Annotated in this window: 22 protein-coding genes; 16 read left to right on the forward strand and 6 right to left on the reverse strand. The window is 68.2% G+C overall.

The genetic code is table 11. The features are described 5' to 3' along the window. Window positions 1-76: 76 nt before the first annotated feature. The gene (pth, locus tag WIX39_RS26420) at window positions 77-709 is read left to right on the forward strand and encodes an aminoacyl-tRNA hydrolase (protein ID WP_106936916.1); all 633 of its coding nucleotides are present in this window, start codon (window positions 77-79) and stop codon (window positions 707-709) included. Between the two features lie 93 nt (window positions 710-802). After that, window positions 803-1,261, forward strand: coding sequence for a hypothetical protein (locus WIX39_RS26425; RefSeq protein WP_199851887.1), 459 nt, complete (start codon window positions 803-805; stop codon window positions 1,259-1,261). On the opposite strand, the gene WIX39_RS26430 is transcribed toward WIX39_RS26425, so the two are convergent. After that, window positions 1,247-1,525, reverse strand: coding sequence for a YfhL family 4Fe-4S dicluster ferredoxin (locus WIX39_RS26430; protein ID WP_081269887.1), 279 nt, complete (start codon window positions 1,523-1,525; stop codon window positions 1,247-1,249). The two genes, WIX39_RS26425 and WIX39_RS26430, sit on opposite strands and share 15 nt — an antisense overlap. A gap of 103 nt (window positions 1,526-1,628) precedes the next feature. On the opposite strand from WIX39_RS26430, the gene WIX39_RS26435 reads away from it, so the two are divergent. The 11 genes from WIX39_RS26435 to WIX39_RS26485 all read left to right on the forward strand — a co-directional run bounded on the left by WIX39_RS26435 (window position 1,629) and on the right by WIX39_RS26485 (window position 13,889). Next, window positions 1,629-2,579, forward strand: a complete 951-nt coding sequence (locus WIX39_RS26435) for an ABC transporter permease (protein WP_106936914.1) — start codon at window positions 1,629-1,631, stop codon at window positions 2,577-2,579. Further along, window positions 2,576-3,454, forward strand: coding sequence for an ABC transporter permease (locus WIX39_RS26440; RefSeq protein WP_409196264.1), 879 nt, complete (start codon window positions 2,576-2,578; stop codon window positions 3,452-3,454). The genes WIX39_RS26435 and WIX39_RS26440 overlap by 4 nt, the downstream gene beginning before the upstream one ends. Window positions 3,455-3,459: 5 nt before the next feature. Then, the gene (locus WIX39_RS26445) at window positions 3,460-4,449 is read left to right on the forward strand and encodes an ABC transporter ATP-binding protein (protein WP_081269890.1); all 990 of its coding nucleotides are present in this window, start codon (window positions 3,460-3,462) and stop codon (window positions 4,447-4,449) included. Beyond that, entirely contained in the window at window positions 4,446-5,276 is an 831-nt protein-coding gene (locus WIX39_RS26450) for an ATP-binding cassette domain-containing protein (protein ID WP_081269891.1), read from the forward strand. Before WIX39_RS26445 ends, WIX39_RS26450 begins: the two co-directional genes overlap by 4 nt. A gap of 120 nt (window positions 5,277-5,396) precedes the next feature. Then, complete coding sequence (locus WIX39_RS26455; RefSeq protein WP_409196265.1) at window positions 5,397-6,890, forward strand: ABC transporter substrate-binding protein; 1,494 nt, start codon at window positions 5,397-5,399, stop codon at window positions 6,888-6,890. Window positions 6,891-7,102: 212 nt separating this feature from the next. Beyond that, a complete protein-coding gene (locus WIX39_RS26460) occupies window positions 7,103-8,590 on the forward strand; it encodes an ABC transporter substrate-binding protein (protein ID WP_081269893.1) in 1,488 nt (495 codons plus the stop codon). Continuing rightward, window positions 8,581-9,987 carry an amidase gene (locus WIX39_RS26465; RefSeq protein WP_409196266.1) on the forward strand — a complete coding sequence of 469 codons (1,407 nt, stop codon included), beginning with the start codon at window positions 8,581-8,583 and terminating at the stop codon, window positions 9,985-9,987. The genes WIX39_RS26460 and WIX39_RS26465 overlap by 10 nt, the downstream gene beginning before the upstream one ends. Window positions 9,988-10,067: 80 nt before the next feature. Further along, entirely contained in the window at window positions 10,068-11,663 is a 1,596-nt protein-coding gene (locus WIX39_RS26470; RefSeq protein ID WP_409196267.1) for a hypothetical protein, read from the forward strand. Window positions 11,664-11,746: 83 nt separating this feature from the next. Beyond that, the gene (locus WIX39_RS26475; RefSeq protein ID WP_409196268.1) at window positions 11,747-12,277 is read left to right on the forward strand and encodes a helix-turn-helix domain-containing protein; all 531 of its coding nucleotides are present in this window, start codon (window positions 11,747-11,749) and stop codon (window positions 12,275-12,277) included. Next, entirely contained in the window at window positions 12,274-12,690 is a 417-nt protein-coding gene (locus tag WIX39_RS26480; RefSeq protein WP_106936908.1) for a VOC family protein, read from the forward strand. The genes WIX39_RS26475 and WIX39_RS26480 overlap by 4 nt, the downstream gene beginning before the upstream one ends. A gap of 11 nt (window positions 12,691-12,701) precedes the next feature. After that, the gene (locus tag WIX39_RS26485; protein ID WP_409196269.1) at window positions 12,702-13,889 is read left to right on the forward strand and encodes a serine hydrolase domain-containing protein; all 1,188 of its coding nucleotides are present in this window, start codon (window positions 12,702-12,704) and stop codon (window positions 13,887-13,889) included. A gap of 30 nt (window positions 13,890-13,919) precedes the next feature. Here WIX39_RS26485 and WIX39_RS26490 read toward each other — a convergent pair whose 3' ends face one another. Next, window positions 13,920-14,330 carry an ester cyclase gene (locus WIX39_RS26490; protein ID WP_409196270.1) on the reverse strand — a complete coding sequence of 137 codons (411 nt, stop codon included), beginning with the start codon at window positions 14,328-14,330 and terminating at the stop codon, window positions 13,920-13,922. Window positions 14,331-14,365: 35 nt separating this feature from the next. Continuing rightward, window positions 14,366-15,226, reverse strand: coding sequence for a LysR family transcriptional regulator (locus tag WIX39_RS26495; protein WP_409196271.1), 861 nt, complete (start codon window positions 15,224-15,226; stop codon window positions 14,366-14,368). Between the two features lie 111 nt (window positions 15,227-15,337). Between WIX39_RS26495 and WIX39_RS26500 the strand changes: the two genes are divergently transcribed. Together WIX39_RS26500 and WIX39_RS26505 are read left to right on the forward strand one after the other, a co-directional pair. Beyond that, the gene (locus tag WIX39_RS26500) at window positions 15,338-15,736 is read left to right on the forward strand and encodes a tautomerase family protein (protein WP_409196272.1); all 399 of its coding nucleotides are present in this window, start codon (window positions 15,338-15,340) and stop codon (window positions 15,734-15,736) included. A 39-nt stretch (window positions 15,737-15,775) separates the two neighbouring features. Then, complete coding sequence (locus WIX39_RS26505) at window positions 15,776-17,131, forward strand: tetratricopeptide repeat protein (RefSeq protein WP_409196273.1); 1,356 nt, start codon at window positions 15,776-15,778, stop codon at window positions 17,129-17,131. Window positions 17,132-17,147: 16 nt separating this feature from the next. On the opposite strand, the gene WIX39_RS26510 is transcribed toward WIX39_RS26505, so the two are convergent. Both WIX39_RS26510 and WIX39_RS26515 read right to left on the reverse strand, forming a co-directional pair. Then, window positions 17,148-17,846 carry a histidine phosphatase family protein gene (locus WIX39_RS26510; protein WP_409196274.1) on the reverse strand — a complete coding sequence of 233 codons (699 nt, stop codon included), beginning with the start codon at window positions 17,844-17,846 and terminating at the stop codon, window positions 17,148-17,150. A 31-nt stretch (window positions 17,847-17,877) separates the two neighbouring features. Beyond that, complete coding sequence (locus WIX39_RS26515; protein WP_106936904.1) at window positions 17,878-18,519, reverse strand: Yip1 family protein; 642 nt, start codon at window positions 18,517-18,519, stop codon at window positions 17,878-17,880. Window positions 18,520-18,633: 114 nt separating this feature from the next. On the opposite strand from WIX39_RS26515, the gene WIX39_RS26520 reads away from it, so the two are divergent. Next, window positions 18,634-19,338 carry an alpha/beta fold hydrolase gene (locus WIX39_RS26520; protein ID WP_409196275.1) on the forward strand — a complete coding sequence of 235 codons (705 nt, stop codon included), beginning with the start codon at window positions 18,634-18,636 and terminating at the stop codon, window positions 19,336-19,338. Between the two features lie 66 nt (window positions 19,339-19,404). Here WIX39_RS26520 and pxpA read toward each other — a convergent pair whose 3' ends face one another. After that, window positions 19,405-20,145, reverse strand: coding sequence for a 5-oxoprolinase subunit PxpA (pxpA, locus tag WIX39_RS26525; protein WP_409196276.1), 741 nt, complete (start codon window positions 20,143-20,145; stop codon window positions 19,405-19,407). Between the last annotated feature and the right edge of the window lie 17 nt (window positions 20,146-20,162).

Below are 20,162 nucleotides of genomic sequence, written 5' to 3' on the forward strand. Positions count from 1 at the left end.
TTCTTTCGCATCCGTTGCTGCAGAAGGCCCGCCTCGTGCGGGCCTTCTGCTTTTTGGCGGCGGGATAATCAAGACCATGATCAAGTTGTTCGTCGGCCTCGGAAATCCGGGCCCTGAGTACGAAGCCACGCGGCACAACGCGGGCTTCTGGTGGATCGACGCCCTGGCGCGCGACTGGAAACTCAACCTCGTGCCCGAACGCGGCTACCACGGCCTCGCGGCGCGCGCCAACATCGGCGGGCAGAGCATCTGGCTGCTGGAGCCGCAGACCTTCATGAACCTGTCGGGCAAGTCGGTGGCGGCGCTGGCGCGCTTCTTCAAGATCGCGCCCGAGGAAATCCTGGTGGTGCACGACGAGCTCGACGTGGTGCCCGGCCAGGCCAAGCTCAAGTTCGGCGGCAGCCATGCCGGCCACAACGGCCTGCGCGACATTCACGCGCAGCTCGGCACCGGCGACTACTGGCGGCTGCGCCTGGGCATCGGCCACCCCGGCGTGAAGTCGGAGGTGGTCAACTGGGTGCTCAAGAAGCCGCTGAAGGAACAACGCGAGGCGATCGAAGACGCCATCGTCCGCACGCTGCACGCCACGCCCGCGCTGGTGGCGGGCGAGATGGAAAAGGCGACGCTGCTGATTCACACGAGCAAGCCACCGCGGCCCAAACCGCCGCGGAGGGAGCCCGGCGACGGGGGCACGCCTGCAGCCACCTAGCCGGCCATCGGAGCGCAGGAGGGAGAGAAATAAAAAATGAGAGAGAAAAGCGGAAGAAGAACGACAGCAGGCGCCGCAAGGATCGGCTTCGCTATGCTTTCCATAGCGGCCTGCATCCATTCCACCGGCGCCTTGGCGCAAGGTGGAACCACCGCATGGCGCTGCGGCAACGCTTACTCGGACCAGCCCTGCGAAGGCGGCAAGGCGGTGCGGGTGAACGACAGCCGAAACGCGCAAGACCGCCGCGACGCCGACACGGGCACTCGCAGCGCCAGAACGCAGGCCGACCAGATGGAGCGCAGCAGGCTCTCGCTGGAAAAGGGGGCCCACGACCGCGACCAGCGGGCCGCGCGCGAGGCCCGCAGCGCGGCTCTCGCGGAACGGCGGCTCGCCCTGGCAGAGCAAAAGGAGCGGGACCGTGCCCGCACCCTGGCGGCCGAACCGCGCAAGGCCAGCGCGAGCTTCAGGGGCGCGGCGAGCGACCTGAATACGGCCGGCGACGCGCCAAAGAAGAAAAGGAAGCGGAAATCCGCCGGCTCAGACGCCGCCTGACGCGGCCGTCGTCACCTTGATCGCCGTGAGACGCTCGTACTTCTGAAGCAGCGTCTCGCGGCTTTCCACATGCTCGGGATTGACGGGAATGCACGCCACCGGGCAGATCTGCACGCATTGCGGCTCGTCGAAGTGGCCGACGCACTCGGTGCACTTGTGCGGGTCGATTTCGTAGAACGCCTCGCCCATGTAGATCGCGTCGTTCGGGCACTCGGGCTCGCAGACATCGCAGTTGATGCATTCGTCGGTGATCATGAGGGCCATCCCCCGATTATCGCGGGGCCGCGCGGGCCGGCCGCCCCTGAATGACAAAGGCCACATTCACGGCACATTTGTTGCAGGAGTCAGTTATGCTGCGCCCCGCCCCATGAGTCTGTTTCTATTCAAGCGCCTTGCCACGCTGATCGGCACGCTGATCGGTGCCTCGGTCATCGTTTTCCTCGTCCTCGAGATACTGCCCGGCAATGCCGCGCAGATGCTCATGGGCCCCGACGCCTCGCCCGAAGCGGTGGCGGCGCTGGCCACCAAGCTCGGCCTCGACCAGCCCGCGTGGACGCGCTACTGGCACTGGATCGGCGGCCTGCTCACCGGCAACCTGGGCGACAGCTACGCCTACAGCTCGCCGGTGCTCGACCTGATCCTCGAGCGCCTGGCGCTCACCATGCCGCTGGCGCTGCTGGCGATGTTCTTCACCACGGTCATCGCGCTGCTGGTGGGCGTGACGGCCGCGGCGCGCCACAACAAGCTCGGCGACGTCGGCCTGATGGGCATGGCCCAGGTCGGCATTGCCATTCCCAATTTCTGGTTCGCGATTCTTCTGATCCTCGTGTTCTCGGTGAAGCTGCAGTGGTTCTCGGCAGGCGGCTTCGAGGGCTGGGGCGACGGCTTCTTCTCGGGCATCAAGTCGCTGCTGCTGCCTGCCCTGTCGCTTGCGGTGGTGCAGGCCGCGATCCTCGCGCGCATCACACGCTCGGCGGTGCTGGAAGTGATGCGCGAAGACTTCGTGCGCACCGCGCGCGCCAAGGGCGTCTCGCAGCGCATGGTGCTGTGGACCCACGTGCTGCGCAACGCCATGATCCCGGTCATCACGGTGATGGGCATGCAGTTCTCCGAGCTGCTGGCCGGCACCATCGTGGTGGAGAACGTGTTCTATCTTCCCGGCTTGGGCCGGCTGATCTTCCAGGCCATCAGCAACCGCGACCTGATCGTGGTGCGCAACTGCGTGATGCTGCTCGCGGCCATGGTGGTCATCGTGAATTTCGTGGTCGACGTGCTCTACGCCGTCATCGACCCGCGCATCAAGGCCAGCGACATATGAGCAGCAGCATCACCGCCCCCAGCGCCGCCGCGCTCAAGGTGCCGGGCTTCTGGCGCCGCGCGCTGCATCACCGCAGCTTCGTGTTCGGCGGCGTCCTGACGCTGCTGTTGCTGCTGGCCGCCGCCGTCTCGCTGGTGTGGACGCCCTGGTCGCCCTACGACATGGACATGGCCAACAAGCTCAAGCCGCCGATGGCCTCGCACTGGCTGGGCACCGACACCTACGGGCGCGACGTGGCCTCGCTGCTGCTGGTGGGCGCGCGCGCATCCATCCTGGTGGGCATGATCGCGGTGGGCATCGGCCTGGTGGTGGGTACCGCGCTGGGCCTGCTCGCGGCCGCCAGGCGGGGATGGGTCGAGGAAGCCATCATGCGGCTCACCGACTTCTCGCTCGCCTTCCCGGCGATCCTGTCGGCCATCATGCTGACCGCCGTGTTCGGCGCGGGCATCGTGAACGCGATCATCGCGATCGGCATCTACAACATCCCGACCTTCGCGCGCATCACGCGCGCATCGGCCAACGCCATCTGGTCGCGCGAATACGTGGCCGCGGCGCGCGCCTGCGGCAAGGGCTCGTTCGCCATCACCATGCAGCATGTGCTGCCGAACATCTCGGCCGTGCTGATCGTGCAGATCACCATCCGCTTCGCCATCGCCATCCTGGCGGAAGCCGCGCTCTCGTACCTCGGCCTCGGCACGCAGCCGCCGCAGCCGTCATGGGGCCGCATGCTCAGCGAGGCCCAGACGATGATGTTCCAGTCGCCCCTGCTCGCGGTGTTCCCCGGCATGGCCATCGCATTCGCGGTGCTCGGCCTGAACCTGCTGGGCGACGGACTTCGCGACCTGCTCGATCCACGGCTGGCACGGGCGAGGTAAGCAAGATGCCACTGCTTCAAGTCAAGGACCTGCACATCGAACTGCAGACGCAGCGCGGCCCCGCCGAGGCCGTGCGCGGCATCGACTTCACGCTGGAGCGCGGCGAAACGCTGGGCATCGTCGGCGAGTCGGGCTGCGGCAAGTCGATCACCGTGATGTCGCTCATGGGCCTGCTGCCGTCGACCGCCAGGGTCACGGGCAGCATCCGCTTCGACGGCACCGAACTGGTGGGCCGCGCCGAGAAAGACATGTGCCAGATCCGCGGCAACCGCATCGGCATGATCTTCCAGGAGCCGATGACGGCACTGAACCCGGTGCACACCATCGCACGCCAGGTCGGCGAGCCGCTGCGGCTGCACCGCGGCCTCTCGAAGGCCGATGCGCGCAAGGAAGTGCTCGCGCTGCTCGAACGCGTGGGCATTCCCGACGCGGCTTCGCGTCTCGATGCGTACCCGCACCAGTTCTCGGGCGGCCAGAGGCAGCGCATCGGCATCGCGATGGCATTGGCCTGCGGGCCCGACCTGCTGATTGCCGACGAGCCCACCACGGCGCTCGACGTGACCATCCAGAAGCAGATCCTGGAGCTGATCCAGAGCCTCGTGGCCGAGCGCGGCATGGCGCTGATACTGATCTCGCACGACCTCGGCGTGATCGCGCAGACGGTGTCGAAGATGCTCGTGATGTACGGCGGCAGCGTGGTCGAGAGCGGGCCGACCGAGGCCGTATTCGCCCGCCGCGCCCACCCCTACACGCAGGGCCTGTTCGCCGCGCGCCCCGCCATCGGCGCGCCGCGCGGGCTGCGCCTTGCCACCATCAAGGGCAGCGTGCCCGAGCTGGTCGACCTGCCGAAGGGCTGCCCGTTCGCCGGCCGCTGCAGCTACACGGTCGACGCCTGCCACACCACGCGGCCGCCCGCGACGATGCTGCCGCACGACCATGCGGTGCGTTGCATCCGGCTCGAAGAGATCGCGACCGAAGTCGCCGCCGCACCATGAGCCAGAAGACCGCCGTTCCACCGCTGCTGCAGGTCACCGACCTCGTGCGCCACTACGCGCTGCCGCGTGAAAAACTCTTCGGCCCGCCGCCGACAGTGAAGGCGCTCAACGGCGTGAGCTTCGACGTGCAGGCCGGCAAGAGCGTGGGCATCGTCGGTGAATCGGGCTCGGGCAAGTCGACCATCGCGCGCCTGGTGATGGCGCTGGACACGCCGACCTCCGGCAGCGTGCGCCTCGAAGGCCGCGACCTGCACACGCTGCCCAGGGCCGAGCTGCGCACGGCACGGCGCGATTTCCAGATGGTGTTCCAGGACCCCTACGGCTCGCTCGATCCACGCCAGACCGTGGCGCGCATCGTGGCCGAGCCGCTGGAGGCGCTGGCAGAGACCAGCCGCGCCGAACAGCGCGAGCGCGCATCGGAGGCACTCGCCGCCGTCGGCCTGCGCACCACCGACATGGACAAGTACCCGCACGAGTTCTCGGGCGGGCAGCGCCAGCGCATCGCCATTGCACGCGCGCTCATCACGCGGCCCAAGCTCATCGTGGCCGACGAGCCGGTGAGCGCGCTCGACGTGTCGGTGCAGGCCCAGGTGCTCAACCTCATGCAGGACCTGCAGCAGCAGTTCGGCATCAGCTACCTGCTCATCAGCCACGACCTCGCGGTGGTCAACCACCTGTGCGATGACGTGTGCGTGGTGTGGAAAGGCAAGATCGTGGAGCAAGGCCCGCCCGCCGAGCTGTTCCGGCATGCGCAGCACCCCTACACGCGCACGCTGCTCGAAGCCGTGCCGCGCACGCCCACCGGCGGCACGCTGCTGCCGGCCTGAGGGAGCTGACACCGGCGTGTCGCCGGTCGTTCTTAGGATGAGTGGGTCATAAGCATCTGGTTGCGCGAAGGCCGCCACCTCGCGGATGATGCTTGCCCCCTGTTCCGAGGACACCGCTTCATGCTCAAACGACGCACCCTGCTGGCCACCGGCGCCGCAGCCCTGACACCGCTGGCCCTGCCGACCATCGCGCTGGCGCAAAGAAAAAAAGACGCACTGGTGATCGGCCTCACGCTCGAGCCCACGGGGCTGGACCCCACGGCCAAGGCCGGCGCCGAAATCGCGGAGGTGGTGCTCTACACGGTGTTCGAAACGCTCACCAAGATCAACTCCGACGGCAGCGTCACGCCGCTGCTGGCCGACAGCTGGGAGGTTTCGCCCGACCTGAAGACCTACACCTTCAGGCTCAAGCGCGGCGTGAAGTTCCAGAACGGCGAGCCCTTCAACGCGCAGAGCGTGAAGTTCTCGTTCGACCGCGCGGCCGCGGCCAACAGCACCAACAAGGACAAGCGCACCTTCACCAACATCGCGACGCAGGTGGTCGACGAGCACACGGTGGTGCTGATCAGCAAGGAGATCGAGCCCGACCTGCTGTTCCTGCTGGGCCAGGCTTCCGCCATCCTGGTCGAACCGAAGAGCGTGGAAACCAACGCCACAAAGCCGATCGGCACGGGCCCCTACAGGCTCGACAACTGGGCCAAGGGCTCGAGCATCGTGCTGGCCAAGTGGGACGGCTGGCGCGGCGCCGAGACGGTGCAGATCCGCAAGGCCACCTTCCGGTTCATCTCCGAGCCGGCGGCGCAGACGGCCGCGCTGCTGTCGAACGACATCGACCTGTTCCCGCACGCCTCGGTGTCGCGCAGCCTGTCGCAGTTCCAGAACGACAAGCGCTTCCAGATCGTGTTCAACGCCTCGCTCGGCAAGACCATCCTGGCCATCAACAACAAGCGCAAGCCGCTGGACGACGTGCGAGTGCGCCGCGCCATTGCCGCGGCCATCGACCGCAAGGCCGTGATCGACGCGGCGGTGGACGGCCGCGGCATTCCCATCGGCAGCCACTACGTGCCGGGCCTGCCCGGCTATGTGGACACCACCGGCGTGAACCCGTACGACATCGAGAAGGCAAAAAAGCTGCTGGCCGAGGCCGGCGTGAAGACGCCGCTGGAGCTCGAACTGGTGCTGCCGCCCCCGCCCTATGCGCGCCAGGGCGGCGAGCTGATCGCCGCGCAGCTGGCCAAGATCGGCATCGTCGCGAAGATCCAGAACGTCGAGTGGGCGCAGTGGATCAGCGGCACCTACGGCAACAAGAACTACGACCTCTCCCTGATCCTGCACGTCGAGCCCTTCGACCTGGTGAACTACACCAAGCCGGAGTACTACTGGGGCTACCAGTCGGCAAAGTTCAACGAGGTGTTCGACAAGGCCCGCAATGCGGCGCGCCCCGCCGACCGCCTGCGCTACCTCGGCGACGCGCAGCGGCTGCTGGCGGAAGACGCGGCCAACGTGTTCCTGTTCCAGCCTCAGTTCATCACCATCGCCGGGCGCAACCTGCGCGGGCTGTGGAAGGACGCGCCGATCTTCGTGAACGACATCGCGGCAATGTCCTGGGCCTGAGCCAGGCGGTCCGCGGCCTACGGGAACGTCCCGAGGAAAAACCGCCCCGCGGGCCGCTCGGCGGCGCTCCCGCTGCGAGAGAATGACCGGTTGCGCACGTGGCATCTTTCGTGCTGCGTGTCGTGTCTTTGCGGCGTCGCGCCTCCCTTCGGGGCACGGCGCACGCCGAAGCAGTCATTCGAACCTGGCCTGTTTTTCCGGAGATCACACGTATGTTGAACCGCCGCACCCTCCTCACCACCGCCGGCGCCACCGTTGCGCTGGCCACCCCGCTCGCCGGCATGGCGCAGGGCAGGAAGGACGCCATCGTGATCGGCATGGCGCTCGAGCCGCCGGGCCTGGACCCCACCAGCGGCGCCGCCGCCGCCATCGCGGAAGTTGTGCAGTACAACATCCTGGAAACGCTCACCAAGATCAACGCCGACGGCAGCGTCACGCCGCTGCTGGCCGACAGCTGGGAAGTCTCGCCCGACCTGAAGACCTACACCTTCAAGCTCAAGCGCGGCGTGAAGTACCAGAACGGCGAGCCCTTCAACGCGGCCGCCGTCAAGTTCTCGTTCGACCGCGCCGGCAGCGAGAAAAGCACCAACAAGGACAAGCGCACCTTCGCCAACCTGAGCACCCAGGTGGTCGACGACTACACCGTGGTGGTCATCAACAAGGAAATCGACCCCGACCTGCCCTTCGTGCTGGGCCAGGCCACGGCCGTGATCGTGGAGCCCAAGAGCGCCGAGGGCAATGCCACCAAGCCGGTCGGCACCGGCCCCTACAAGCTCGACAACTGGGCCAAGGGCTCGTCGATCACGCTGAGCAAGTGGGAGGGCTTCCGCAGCCCCGCCACCGCCAAGATCAACAAGGTCACCTTCCGCTTCATCTCCGACACCGCGGCGCAAGCCGCGGCGGTGCTGTCGGGCGACATCGACGTGTTCCCGCGCATCGGCACGCGCGTGGTGCCGCAGTTCAAGATGAACCCGCAGTTCCAGGTGATCCTGGCCGGCTCGCGCGCCAAGACCATCCTGTCGATCAACAACCGCAAGAAGCCGCTGGACGACGTGCGCGTGCGCCGCGCCATCCTCGCGGCCATCGACCGCAAGGCCGTGATCGAAGGCGCCGCGGACGGCTTCGGCGTGCCCATCGGCAGCCACTACGTGCCGGGCGCGGCGGGCTATGTCGACACCACCGCCATCAACCCCTTCGACATCGAGAAGGCCAAGAAGCTGCTGGCCGAAGCCGGCGTGAAGACGCCGCTCGAACTCAAGATGACGCTGCCCCCGCCGCCCTATGCGCGCCAGGGCGGCGAGGTGATCGTGGCCCAACTGGCCAAGATCGGCATCGTGGTGAAGGTGCAGAACGTCGAGTGGGCGCAGTGGCTCAGCGGCACCTACGGCAACAAGGACTACGACCTGTCGATCGTGTCGCACGTGGAGCCCTTCGACCTCGGCAACTACGCCAAGTCCGACTACTACTGGGGCTACCAGTCGAAGGCCTTCGACACGCTGTTCGACAAGATCAAGACCACCGCCAACACCGCGGAGCGCAACAAGCTGCTCGGCGACGCGCAGAAGATGCTGGCCACCGATGCGGCCAACGGCTTCCTCTACCAGCCGCAGTTCCCGACCGTGGCGAAGAAGAACGTCAAGGGCATCTGGAAGGAAAACCCGATCTTCGTGAACGACCTGTCGGCGCTGTCGTGGGGCTGAGCGACCTGACCGCGCAGGAGCTTGCCGCGGCCTACCGCGACCGCAAGCTCTCGCCGGTGGAGGTCACGCAGGCAGTCATTGCGCACATCGAGCGCTGGGAGCCGCACCTGCAGGCCACCTGGCTCTTCAGGCCCGAGGCCGCGCTCGAGCAGGCGCGCGCATCGGAGGCGCGCTGGCAGCGCGGCGACGCACGCGGCCCGCTCGACGGCGTGCCGGCGACCATCAAGGAGAACATCGCCACGCGCGGCGACCCGATGCCGGCCGGCACCGCGGCCGTCGACCTCAGGCCCGCCGCCGCCGACGCGCCACCGGCCGCGCGCCTGAAGGAAGCGGGCGCGGTGATCGTGAGCAAGACCACCATGCCGGACTACGGCATGCTGTCTTCGGGCCTCTCGAGCTTCCACACGCTGGCGCGCAATCCGTGGGACCTGCGGCTCACGCCGGGCGGCTCCAGCGCGGGCGCGGGTGCCGCGGCTGCTGCCGGCTACGGCCCTCTGCACCTGGGCACCGACATCGGCGGCTCGCTGCGCCTGCCCGCGAGCTGGTGCGGCATCTTCACGCTCAAGCCCAGCCTGGGCCGCATTCCGATCGACCCACCCTACATGGGCCGCGCGGCGGGCCCGATGACGCGCACCGTGGGCGACGCCGCGCTGATGATGCAGGCGCTGGCCAGGCCCGACGCACGCGACAGCATGAGTTTGCCGGCGCAGGACATCGACTGGTCCGCCTTCGACGTGTCGCCCGACCATCTGCGCGGACTGCGCATCGGGCTGCTGCTCGACGCGGGCTGCGGACTGGCGGTGGAGCCCGAGATCCAGGCAGCGGTCGAGCAGGCCGCACGCCTGCTGGAAAAGGCAGGCGCCATCATCGAACCGATGCAGCCCTTCATGTCGCAGGCGATGCTCGATGGCATGGACCACCTGTGGCGCATGCGCTCGCTGGTGGACATGAAGGGGCTGCGCGCCGACCAGCGCGCGAAGGTGCTGCCCTATATCCGCGAATGGGCCGAGAGCGCGGCGGAGTTCAGCGGTGAGCATGTGTTCCGCAGCTTCAGCCAGTTCCACGCAACGCGCGTGGCCGCCGTCAGCGCATGCGCGCGCTTCGACTACGTGATCTCGCCGGTGTCGCCGAACATGCCGGCGGCCGCGGAAGCGCCCTCGCCCACCAACGATCCGCTGCGTGCCCTGGAGCACATCGGCTTCACGGTGCCGTTCAACATGTCGGAGCAGCCGGCTTCGTCGGTGAACTGCGGCTACTCGGCCTCGGGCTTGCCGATCGGCCTGCAGATCGCAGGGCAGCGCTTCGACGATCTCGGCGTGCTTCGCGTTTCGCGCGCCTTCGAGCAGATCCGCGAATTGCAGCGGCCCTGGCCCGAGGTGCCGCGGGCAGGCAGCTGAAGCCTTCAGAAACTGGCGAACCTGCCGATAAGGAAGAGTGCCCGGATACCGGGCGTCTTCTTTCTCGACAGGAGCATGGATTGATCGTCACCCCGACCGCTGTCAGCCCCCTGGTGACGTCAGGCGCCACCACCGCATGGCGCACCACCAGCCAGCCGGTCCCCGTCGACACCGCTGCAACCGCCACGCCCGCCGTTTCCGTGAGCCTCGGGCAGTCGGCCACGCCGGCCGATGCGCGGACCTATGCAATATCGGGCCGAACGGTCGCCGCACCCGCCTGGGAGCGGCAGCCCGACGACGCGATCTCCTCGCTGATGGCGGGCAACCTCGTTCATGGCCCGAGCGGCACGCGGTTCAACGGATTGGGCGCCGCGATGCTCAAGCGCTTCGGTGCGGACGCCGGCGACTTCTCCCAGTCGGTGACGCTGGCGGCGCAAGGCACGAGCGCCTCGGCGCTGCATACCGACGCCGACAACCAGATCAAGCTGTCGATCCGCACGGCCAGCGGTGCCACCGTCGAGTTGGGGCTGGGCAGCCAGGACGACGGCATGGCGGTGCAGATCAAGGTCTCCGGCGGCGAACTCACCGAGGCCGAGCGCAAGGCGCTGGTGCAGCTCTCGGATGCCTTCCAGGAAGCCATCGACGGCCTGAGCGCCTTTCCGCCGCGCATGGCGCTCGGCGGCCTCATGAAGTTCGACCCGGCGGTTCTGTCGTCGATCGACTTCAAGGCCGGCATCAAGGCCGATGGCAAGGGCGCCATCAACACCCTCGAGTTCCATGCCGACGCGAAGTCGCGGTCGGTGAACGCCTCCGGTCCGTCGGGTGCGGTGAAGGTCGACGTCGACCTCTCGAATCCGGCCATCCTCGGAGACGCCACCCAGCAGGCGCAGGCCATGGCGCGCTACCTGCAACAGGTCGATGCCGCCGGCAGCCGGGGCCGGGGCGACAAGGCGCTCGTGTCGATGTTCAAGGACGCGTTCTCGCAGATGAACAGCGACTACGGCGTGACGGCACCCGTCGCGGGCCGCGAGGCGCCGGGCGTGATCGCGCTGAACGCGGGCGACCACAGCCTGCTCAGCGGCCTGGCCGACTTCAATGCGTCGATGGTGCAGCCCCCGGTTTCATCGAATCCGATGCGGCCGGAGGAAGTCGACACCTTCTCGTACAAGCTCTCGCAGAGCACCAGCGTGACGGGCAAGGACCCGCGCAATCGCAACATCCACCAGGACCAGCAGGCGCAACTGAGCGCAAGCTTCCACCGGCCGTTGACGCCGGAGGGGTCGCTCCTGCTCACGGCTTCGAAGGAATCGCAGTTCTACGAATACGTGCGGATCGACGACCAGGCCAGGGCGTCCGCCGACATCACCTACGAGGATGGCAAGCGCATCGGCGCGACGGTCGAGCAGTCCGCGAGCGAGTCGATCCGCGTCCAGCGCTACCTCATGGGCAAGCTGGCGTCCGACACCACGACCCCGCTCGAGCGCAAGCGTGTCTCGGACGTGCGCCTGTTGCTGTCGAGCGTCGAGAACGCGGAAAGGTCGCACGAGCCCGAGGATGCGCGCCGCCGCGACCAGGCGCTCGCGGTGGCTGCGTCGCTGGCCGTCCTGCCGGACAGGCCGGGCGCGCTGCCGCGAGGCTACGGCGAGACCGTGTATCGCCCGCAGCCGGCGGGCTGAACTCCGGCGGCGGGCAGTATGGTTCGGCGAAAGGCGAAGCCGGATAAGCTCGCCGTACGCCACCCATCCTTGGCGCTCTTGCCATGCCCTCCCGCAAAGACTCCAACGCCCCGGCCCCCGCACCGCCTGAGGGCGCCCCCATGCAGGACCCACAGCTGCTGCGCCGCCTGCTGCGCGCAAAAGACCGCATGGACGCCGCTTCGCACGAAGCCTGGCCGGTGCTGCGGCTGGCCGCGGTGAGCGGTGTTTCCGAAGCCCATTTCGCGCGGTCGTTCAAGCTGGCTTTCGGCATGCCGCCGCACCGCTACCTGCTGACGCGCCGCATCGAGCGGGCGACGGCGATGCTGCGCGACACCGACCTGTCGATCACCGAGATCGCCTTCGCCACCGGCTGGGAAAGCCTGGGCACCTTCGGGCGCACCTTCCGCGACGTCGCGGGCGAAAGCCCCGGCATGCTTCGCCCCCGCCTGCAGGCCGCGGCGCGGCAGCTCGAGCATATGCCGGCCTGTGTGCTCAAGGCCGCGCAGCGGCCCGATCTGACCGAAGCAGTTTCGGAGAAGCGCCGCCGCACGGCAGCCGGTACAAAACGGCTTTCAACCAAGGAGACGCGATGAGCCAAGGTATCGGTGTGGTGGGTTTGTATGTGGACGATCAGGACGAAGCGCTGGCGTTCTATGTGGAGAAGCTCGGATTCCGCGTCCACGCGGACGTGCGCAACGGCGCCTATCGCTGGCTCACGGTGAAGCATCCGGAGCAGCCGTCGTTCGAGCTGGGCCTGTTCACTCCCGGGCCGCCGGTACACGACGAGGCGACCGCACAGACGCTGCGCGCCATGGTGGCCAAGGGCGCGATGCCGCCGCTGGTGCTGAACGTGGCCGACTGCCGCGCGGCCTGCGAGCGGATGCGCAAGCTGGGTGTGGAGTTCACGCAGGAGCCCATGGAACGCTACGGCAGCGTGGACGCGGGCTTTCGCGACCCCGCGGGCAACGGCTGGAAGATGATCCAGGCGCGAGTGAACTCGGCATAGGGGACACGCGCATGGGCATGTCGACTGCGGCATCCAGGCCTCGGCGCCGCAAGACCGGGTTCGTCGCCGCAGCAGCCGTCCTGCTCGTGATCGCCGCCGGCTTCGTATTCACGGCCGCGATCGACATGAAGAACCCGGTGTTCCTCGTCCGCTTTCTGTTCACGCCAAGATCGGAAGTAGAGGCGCTGTACGACACCCGCATGATCGCCGCGTCGTCGCAACCACGCCCGATTCCCGAGCAGTTGCAGCCTCTTGCCAAGACCGTACCCTGGAAGGGCAACAACATGGACATCTTGAGCGTGCTGCGGGCGACCCGGACCAATGCATTCCTGGTCATGTGCCGCGGAACCCTGGTGAACGAGTGGTACAGCGAGCCCGGCAAGAAGACGGCGCGCGAGTCCTCGTGGTCCATCGCCAAGTCCGTCTTGAGCCTTCTCGTCGGGCAGTTGATCGCCGAAGGCAAGCTGTCCGAAGACACGAAGCTGGTGGCGGTGCTGCCCGAGTTCGCCGCCGGCGGCAAGTTCGATGAGATCACCGTGCGCGACCTGCTCGACATGAAGAGCGGCATCGACGTGACCGAGGACTACGCCGAATACAAGCCATTCACCGGTGTCGCCGGCATGCAGATCACCACCGACCTTCGCACCTATGTGATGAAGCACCGCACGCTCGCCTTCGCGCCTGGAAGCCGATCGGCGTACCGCAGCATCGACGCGCAGTACCTGTCGATGATCGTCGCGCGGGTCGAAGGCGAGCCGCTGGCGAAGGTGCTCGAGCGCCGGCTGTGGCAGCCGCTCGGCGCGCAGGACGAGGCGAGCTGGAACCTCGACCATGCCGGCGGCATCGAGCGCGGCTTCGGCAACCTGAACGCCACGCCGCGCGATTTCGCCAAGCTCGGCCTGCTCGCGCTCGCGGGCGGCAAGGTCGGCGGGCGCACATTGGTCTCTCCCGCATGGATGGCCCGCATCACCACACCCGTGGCCGAGGCGGAGCCGGGCTGGATGTACGCGGCGCTGTGGTGGCACCCGCCCGGCCACGAAAAGAATCACGACTACAGCGCGATCGGCGTCTACGGGCAATACGTCTACGTCAACCCCGCACGCTACACCGTCGTGGTGAAGCTCAGCGACTACGGCTCGCAGCAGGACGAGGCGGAAACGATCGACGTGTTTCGCGCCGTGGCAGAAGATTGCCGCTGAGCCCGGTGCAAGCCCGGTGTGGGGCCGGCCTCAGACCGCCGCGCTGCCGCCCTTCTGGAGCTGCCTCTCGATGGCGCCCTTGTCGAGGATCGACCGCACCTCCACGATCTTCGCGTCCTTGAATTCGTAGAACACGTTCTCGGCAAACGAGACGGTTCTTCCGTTCACCGGCAAGCCGAGAAAACTGCCCTTCGGCGCGCAGTCGAACTGCAGCCGGCTGGCCACGCGGGGCGGCTCGGCAACGAGCAGCTCGATGCGAAAGAAGAGGTCCGGAATCGCTGCGTAGTCCTGCTCCAGCATTTCACGGTAGCCCGACAGTCCGAGCAGCCGGCCGTTGTGCTTCACCTCGTAGTGAACGAAGCGGCCCAGGCTTGGCCAGTCCTTTGCATTGAGGCAGGCGATGTAGCTGCGGTAGACACTGGAAAGGTCGGTAGTGGTCATGGCTGCGGCTGCTCCTTGGCGTGAACAATAGCGTCTCACACGAGGTGGGAAGCCAGCAGCTCGCGGGCCTTGCTGACGAACGCGGTCTCTCCCCGCCGCGCCGGCAGGAACTGGAACGCCACCTTCGGCAGTGCCGGCAGCCCGTGCGGCGTCGGCAGACGCGCCACGCCCTCGCTGATCGCGGATTCGTTGAGGCAGGCCACGCCCAGCCCCGCGGCCAGCGCCGACTGCAGCCCGGCCACGCCCGAAGCCACATGCGCGAGCGAGTAAGCCACGCGCCGCCGACGCAGCAGCGCGACGGTGAACTGGTGCAGCGAGCAGGTGTCAGGCAGCACCAGCAGCCGCACCGGCTCGCCGCGCACGAGCCGCATGCCCGATGCGCCGAGCCACGCCAGCGACTCGCGCCGCAGCACCGGCGCGCGCGGCTGCACAGCGGACACGCCGGCGATGTTCATCCCGAGGCCCACGTCGAAATCTCCTCGTGCATAGGCCGCACGCAGGTCGTCGCTTTTCAGGATGCTCACGTGCAGCCGCACGCGCGGGTAGCTTTCGCCGAGCCGCCCCAGCAGCCGCGTGAGGTCCGCGGGGCGGAAGTAATCGGTGACGGCCAGTCGAAGTTCGCCCTGCAGCACTTCGCCATGCAGGTCGCGGAACGCCTCGTCGCTCAGCGCCAGGATGCGCCGCGCGTGGGCCAGCAGCCGGATGCCTGCCTCCGTGGGCGACACGCCGGCCTTGCTGCGCGTGAGCAGCGATTGCCCCGCCCGTTCCTCCAGCTTGCGCATCTGCTCGCTGACCGACGACTGGGAGAGAAACACGCGCGGCGCGGCCGCGGTGAGACTGCCCGCGTCGATCACCGCGGCGAAGGTGCGTAGCTGCTCGAGGTCGAAGCCTTGCATGGTCAATCCATCCGTTTATCCGATTGAACACATCATATCTTCCCGCTTTTCCGATGATGAGAGGGCGCCCACAATCAACCCATCGATCCACCATTCACCAAGGAGCCAGCCATGCCCCACATCGTCGTCCACCTCTCCGGCGAACCCGACGCCGCCCTCACCCGCAAGACCGTCGACACGGTCGCCGAACTGACGCAGAGCGTGCTCGGCAAGCAGTTGCCGGTCATCGCCATCACGGTGCAGTACATCGCCGCCGAGGCCTGGTTCATCGGCGGCCAGTCGCTGGCTTCGTTGGGCAAGTCGGCCTTTCACCTGGACATCAGCGTCACCGACGAGACCAACACCAAGGCCGAGAAGGCGCGCTACCTGCGCGAGGTGCATGCGGCCATGGCGAAGATCCGGCCCGACCTGCACGAGGTGTCGTACATCCTCGTGATCGACGCGCGCGCCGCGGCCTACGGCTATGGCGGGCAGACGCAGGAGTACCGGCACCAGCAGGCCGGCGTCTGAGTCGTTGAAGCATCCCCGGGGGCATGGCACCATGCCGCCATGCCCTCCGGAAAATCCCTCGCCGACAGCCTCGGCAACCCGCTCACCCTCGACGACGCGGCCAGCCTGCCGCTGGTCGACGACTTCGTCATGGGCTTCATCTCGACCGAGGCCCGCGCCGTCAACCCGCTGGCGGCAGCCGACGCCGACCCGAGCCCCATCGTGCAGGCCTACTGCGCCACGCTGCACCTGTTCGCGGAATCACGCGAGGCTGTGGCCAACGCGCGGCCCTTCCTCGACAAGGCGCTGGCCGGCGCTGCACGCGCCACGCCGCGCGAGCGGCGCTACATCGCGGCCATCGAGGCCTGGGCGCAGGGCGACATCGCCCGCGCCATCGCGCTTCATGCGGAGCAGGCGCGCGAGCATCCGCGCGACCTGGTGTCGGTCAAGCTCGGCCAGTACCACTGCTTCAACACCGGCGACTGCCCCGGCATGCTGCGGCTGGCGCTGGGCGTGCTGCCGCATGCGGCGGACGTGCCCTATGTGCACGGCATGGCCGCCTTCGGCTATGAGCAGTGCCATCTGATGCGCGAGGCCGAAGCCAGTGCGCGCCAGGCCATCGGCATGTGCCGCAAGGAGCCGTGGGCGCACCACGCGCTGGCGCACGTGATGCTCACCGAAGGCCGGCTCGCCGAGGGGCTGGCCTTCATGAAGAGCGTGAGCGACACATGGACCGGGCTCAACTCGTTCATGGTCACGCACAACTGGTGGCACGTGGCGCTGTTCCTGATCGACCTGGGCCATGACGCCGAGGCGCTCGCGGTGTACGACGAACACGCCTGGGGCGTGGTCAAGGACTACTCGCAGGACCAGATCGGTGCGGTCTCGCTGCTGGCCCGGCTGGAGCTTGCCGGCATCGATGTCGGCTCGCGATGGAACGACGTGGCGGGCTACCTGCTGCAGCGCCAGGCCGACCATGTGCTGCCTTTTCTCGACCTGCAGTACCTCTACGGCCTTGCGCGTGCCGGCAGGCCCGAGGCCGATGCGCTGCTGCGCAACATCGAGGCCTTCGCGCCCAACGCGCCGCTCTCGACGCGCGCCGCCTGGCAGCGCGTGTGCGTGCCGGCCGCGCACGGGCTGGTGGCGCATGCGCGCGGCGATCTCGCGGGCGCCATCGAAGGGCTGGGCACGGCGCTGCCGCGCATGATCGAGATCGGCGGCAGCCACGCGCAGCGCGACCTGTTCGAGCAGCTCTACCTTGCCGCGCTGGTGCGCACCGGCACGGAGGCTTCGCTGACGGGGGCGCAAGGCATCCTGCAGCAGCAGCTCAACGGCCAGCCCGAGTCGCTGCGCCTGCGCCGGCAGACGGCCGCTGTCTACGAGCGGCTGGGGCTGGGCCAGCTCTTGCGGGGCTGAGCGGGCGGGGGGACGCTCAGTCCTTGTTCTTCAGGTGCCGCGTCTGGTCGTAGGTCGGCTGCGGCGGCAGGTCGGCCAGATGGCGCGTGTCGGCCCAGTCGACGATCTCGATCTCTTCGGGCCTTGCGGGGTCGGCGATGCGGATGCGGTTGAAGCCCGCGTTGGGGATCTCGCTGCGGCGCGGTCCGCTCAGGCTCAGGCCGCGCGCGGTGCGCCACACCATGTCGAGCACGCCGCCGTGGGTGACGACGATCAGGTACTGGCCCTTGTGCGCGGCGGCGATGTTGCCCAGCGCCGCGATGATGCGCGTGTGGAACTCGCGCGGCGTTTCGCCCTCGGGCATGGCGTGGTCCTCGCGGAACTCCAGCCACTCCTCCCAGGCACGCGGATGCTGGCTCTGGATCTCGTCGGAACGCATGCCCTCGGCCACGCCGAAGAACTGCTCGCGCAAGGCCGCCGAAGTGACCACCGGCAGCGACAGCTGCTGCGCGCCCGGTGCCGCGGTCTGCTGCGCGCGCATCAGGTCGCTGCTCAGGATGTGCTGCACCGCGGTTTCGCTGGCCAGCCGCAGGCCGAGGCGGCGGGCCTGCTCATGGCCGACGTCGTTGAGCGGAACGTCGGCATGGCCCTGGAAGCGCAGTTCGCGGTTCCAGGCGGTCTCGCCGTGGCGGATGAGGATCAGGTCGGTGGTGGAGTCGGGTTTGGGCGTGGGCATTGCGCCCATTTTCCACGCTGGGCGTGACGGCTCAGGCGTTTGCCGCAACCAGCTGTTGCAAGGCCGCCACCGCAGCGGCGGGCGAGGCCGCGCCCAGTCGCATGGGCGACGGCGTGAGCAGCGCCAGCACCCAGCCGATGATGCAACCGCCGACGATGGCGCAAACCACCACCACGGCCGTGTACGGCACCGCCTTGTCGGGCGGGCAGCGCATGAGCACCGGCAGGCCGGTGTAGAGCAGGTAGATGCCGTAGAGCGCCGCGAGCGCGCCGATGATCGACAGCGACGGCAGCAGGCTGAAGACCCCGCCCACGAAGGCCGCGGTGCTGGCATAGGCCGACAGCTTGAGCGCGCCGATCTGGCTCCGCGTGCCCTCGAAGGTCGGCGCCATCGCGTCGATGATGAGCGCGAGCACGAACACCATCACCAGCGACAGCACGTAGCCCACAACCATGTGCGCGAGCCCCGAGACGATCGGCACGCGGAAGCTGATGCCGAAGGCGCCGACGCCGATGAGCGAAAGGCCGATGAAGCTCGCCACCGCCGGTATCAGCGCGAGGATCATCACGTAGTTCCTGTAGAGCGACGCGGGGTCGGCCGGCTCGGCATCGATCACCGGCCAGGTCGCCTTGGGCTTGAGCAGGATGGACTGCACGCGTTCGACCAGATTCATTTTTCGGAGTCCTTCGACATGTGCCGCAAAGTATGTCGACCGGAGGCTGCCGTGGCTGCTGGCCATGAAGCCTATGACGTTACGCCGGTGGCCGCGATCGCGCAGAATCCATGCATGCCAAATCTAGTCCTGCTGCCCGGCCTCGCCTGCGACGAGCGCATCTGGGAAGCCCAGATCCCCGCCCTTCCCTCCGTCTTCGACACCCGCGTGAGCGACGCCCAGCGGCACAACGGCACCATCGAGGGCATGGCCGCCGCGGTGCTGCGCGACAACCATGGCCCGCTGGTGCTGTGCGGCGCGTCGATGGGCGGCATGGTCGCGATGGAAGCGGCCCGCCAGGCGCCCGAGCGCATCGTCGGCCTTGCCCTTCTGGGCACCAGCGCGCGGCCCGAGACGCCTGAGATGTTCACGCTGCGCGAAGGCGCCATCGAGTACTTCGAGCGCGACGAGCTGCGCGACGTGATCGAGCCGAACGTCTACTTCGCCTTCCACCCCGCGCAGGCGGCCGATGAAGTGCTGGTGCGGCGCTACCTCGACATCGTGCTGGGCGCGGGCGCGCAGCAGCTCATCAGCCAGAACCGCGCCGTGATGCGGCGGCCCGACGCGCGGCTGCACCTGGGCTCGGTGCGTGCGCCGGTGCTGCTGATGTGCGGCGACGACGACAAGCTCGCGCCGCCCGAGTGCACCCGCGAGATGGCCGCGCTGCTGCCGCAGGCCGAGGTGGTGTGGGTGCCCGCCTGCGGCCACATGCTGACGATGGAGAAGCCGGAGCTCGTCAACGCCGCATTGAACGGCTGGCTCGCGAAGCACTTCGGCTGAGCCTCGCGGCCGCTCTCGTGGCGATCGCCGAAGGCGGGTGGGAGCGCTTCCGAGCGCGCCCTGGGGTCAGGCCGACGACCGCACCGCGATACCTTCGGCCTGCAGCCGCTCGCGGATGCGGCGCGCAAAAGCCAGTGCATGGGCGCCGTCCCCATGCAGGCACACGGTCTGTGCGTTGACGGGCACGACGCTGCCGTCGATGGCCGTCACGCGGCGGTCCCGCGCCATCGAGAGCGTCTGCGCGATGGCGCGCTCTTCGCTGTCGATGAGCGCGCCGGGCTGGCTGCGCGGCACGAGGCTGCCGTCGGGCATGTAGCCACGATCCGCGAACACCTCTTCGACAGGCTCCAGGCCGGCACGGCGGGCTGCGTCGATCATGCGGCTGCCCGCGAGGCCGAAGAACCTGAGCGTGGGGTCGAAGCGGCGCACCGCCTCGCACAGCGCGTCGGCGAGCTCGGGTTCCTTCGCGGCCTGGTTGTAGAGCTGGCCGTGGGCCTTCACGTGCGACAGCCTGCCGCCCTCCGCCTTCACGATGGCCGCCAGCGCGCCGATCTGGTAGAGCACGTTGGCCACGATCTCTTCGGGCGGCAGATGCATGGTGCTGCGGCCGAAGTTCTCGCGGTCCGGGAAGCTGGGGTGCGCGCCGATGGCCACGCCGTGGCGCATGGCCCAGCGCACGCACTGCTGCATGGTCTTGGCGTCGCCGGCGTGCCAGCCGCAGGCGATGTTGGCGGAGCTCACCAGCGCGAGCAGTTCTTCGTCGCTGCCGGCGCCTTCGCCGAGGTCTGCGTTGAGGTCGATGTGCATGGGGGCGTTCCTTTGCG

Source organism: Variovorax sp. AB1(2024), from assembly GCF_037482385.2.
In the GTDB taxonomy this organism is placed as follows: Bacteria; Pseudomonadota; Gammaproteobacteria; order Burkholderiales; family Burkholderiaceae_C; genus Variovorax.

Bases quoted from the DNA above. Each gene is read 5' to 3' on its own strand.
- pth (WP_106936916.1), top strand. From the start codon at position 77: ATGATCAAGTTGTTCGTCGGCCTCGGAAATCCGGGCCCTGAGTACGAA.
- WIX39_RS26425 (WP_199851887.1), top strand. From the start codon at position 803: ATGCTTTCCATAGCGGCCTGCATCCATTCCACCGGCGCCTTGGCGCAA.
- WIX39_RS26430 (WP_081269887.1), bottom strand. From the start codon at position 1,525: ATGGCCCTCATGATCACCGACGAATGCATCAACTGCGATGTCTGCGAG.
- WIX39_RS26435 (WP_106936914.1), top strand. From the start codon at position 1,629: ATGAGTCTGTTTCTATTCAAGCGCCTTGCCACGCTGATCGGCACGCTG.
- WIX39_RS26440 (WP_409196264.1), top strand. From the start codon at position 2,576: ATGAGCAGCAGCATCACCGCCCCCAGCGCCGCCGCGCTCAAGGTGCCG.
- WIX39_RS26445 (WP_081269890.1), top strand. From the start codon at position 3,460: ATGCCACTGCTTCAAGTCAAGGACCTGCACATCGAACTGCAGACGCAG.
- WIX39_RS26450 (WP_081269891.1), top strand. From the start codon at position 4,446: ATGAGCCAGAAGACCGCCGTTCCACCGCTGCTGCAGGTCACCGACCTC.
- WIX39_RS26455 (WP_409196265.1), top strand. From the start codon at position 5,397: ATGCTCAAACGACGCACCCTGCTGGCCACCGGCGCCGCAGCCCTGACA.
- WIX39_RS26460 (WP_081269893.1), top strand. From the start codon at position 7,103: ATGTTGAACCGCCGCACCCTCCTCACCACCGCCGGCGCCACCGTTGCG.
- WIX39_RS26475 (WP_409196268.1), top strand. From the start codon at position 11,747: ATGCCCTCCCGCAAAGACTCCAACGCCCCGGCCCCCGCACCGCCTGAG.
- WIX39_RS26480 (WP_106936908.1), top strand. From the start codon at position 12,274: ATGAGCCAAGGTATCGGTGTGGTGGGTTTGTATGTGGACGATCAGGAC.
- WIX39_RS26485 (WP_409196269.1), top strand. From the start codon at position 12,702: ATGGGCATGTCGACTGCGGCATCCAGGCCTCGGCGCCGCAAGACCGGG.
- WIX39_RS26490 (WP_409196270.1), bottom strand. From the start codon at position 14,330: ATGACCACTACCGACCTTTCCAGTGTCTACCGCAGCTACATCGCCTGC.
- WIX39_RS26495 (WP_409196271.1), bottom strand. From the start codon at position 15,226: ATGCAAGGCTTCGACCTCGAGCAGCTACGCACCTTCGCCGCGGTGATC.
- WIX39_RS26500 (WP_409196272.1), top strand. From the start codon at position 15,338: ATGCCCCACATCGTCGTCCACCTCTCCGGCGAACCCGACGCCGCCCTC.
- WIX39_RS26505 (WP_409196273.1), top strand. From the start codon at position 15,776: ATGCCCTCCGGAAAATCCCTCGCCGACAGCCTCGGCAACCCGCTCACC.
- WIX39_RS26510 (WP_409196274.1), bottom strand. From the start codon at position 17,846: ATGCCCACGCCCAAACCCGACTCCACCACCGACCTGATCCTCATCCGC.
- WIX39_RS26515 (WP_106936904.1), bottom strand. From the start codon at position 18,519: ATGAATCTGGTCGAACGCGTGCAGTCCATCCTGCTCAAGCCCAAGGCG.
- WIX39_RS26520 (WP_409196275.1), top strand. From the start codon at position 18,634: ATGCCAAATCTAGTCCTGCTGCCCGGCCTCGCCTGCGACGAGCGCATC.
- pxpA (WP_409196276.1), bottom strand. From the start codon at position 20,145: ATGCACATCGACCTCAACGCAGACCTCGGCGAAGGCGCCGGCAGCGAC.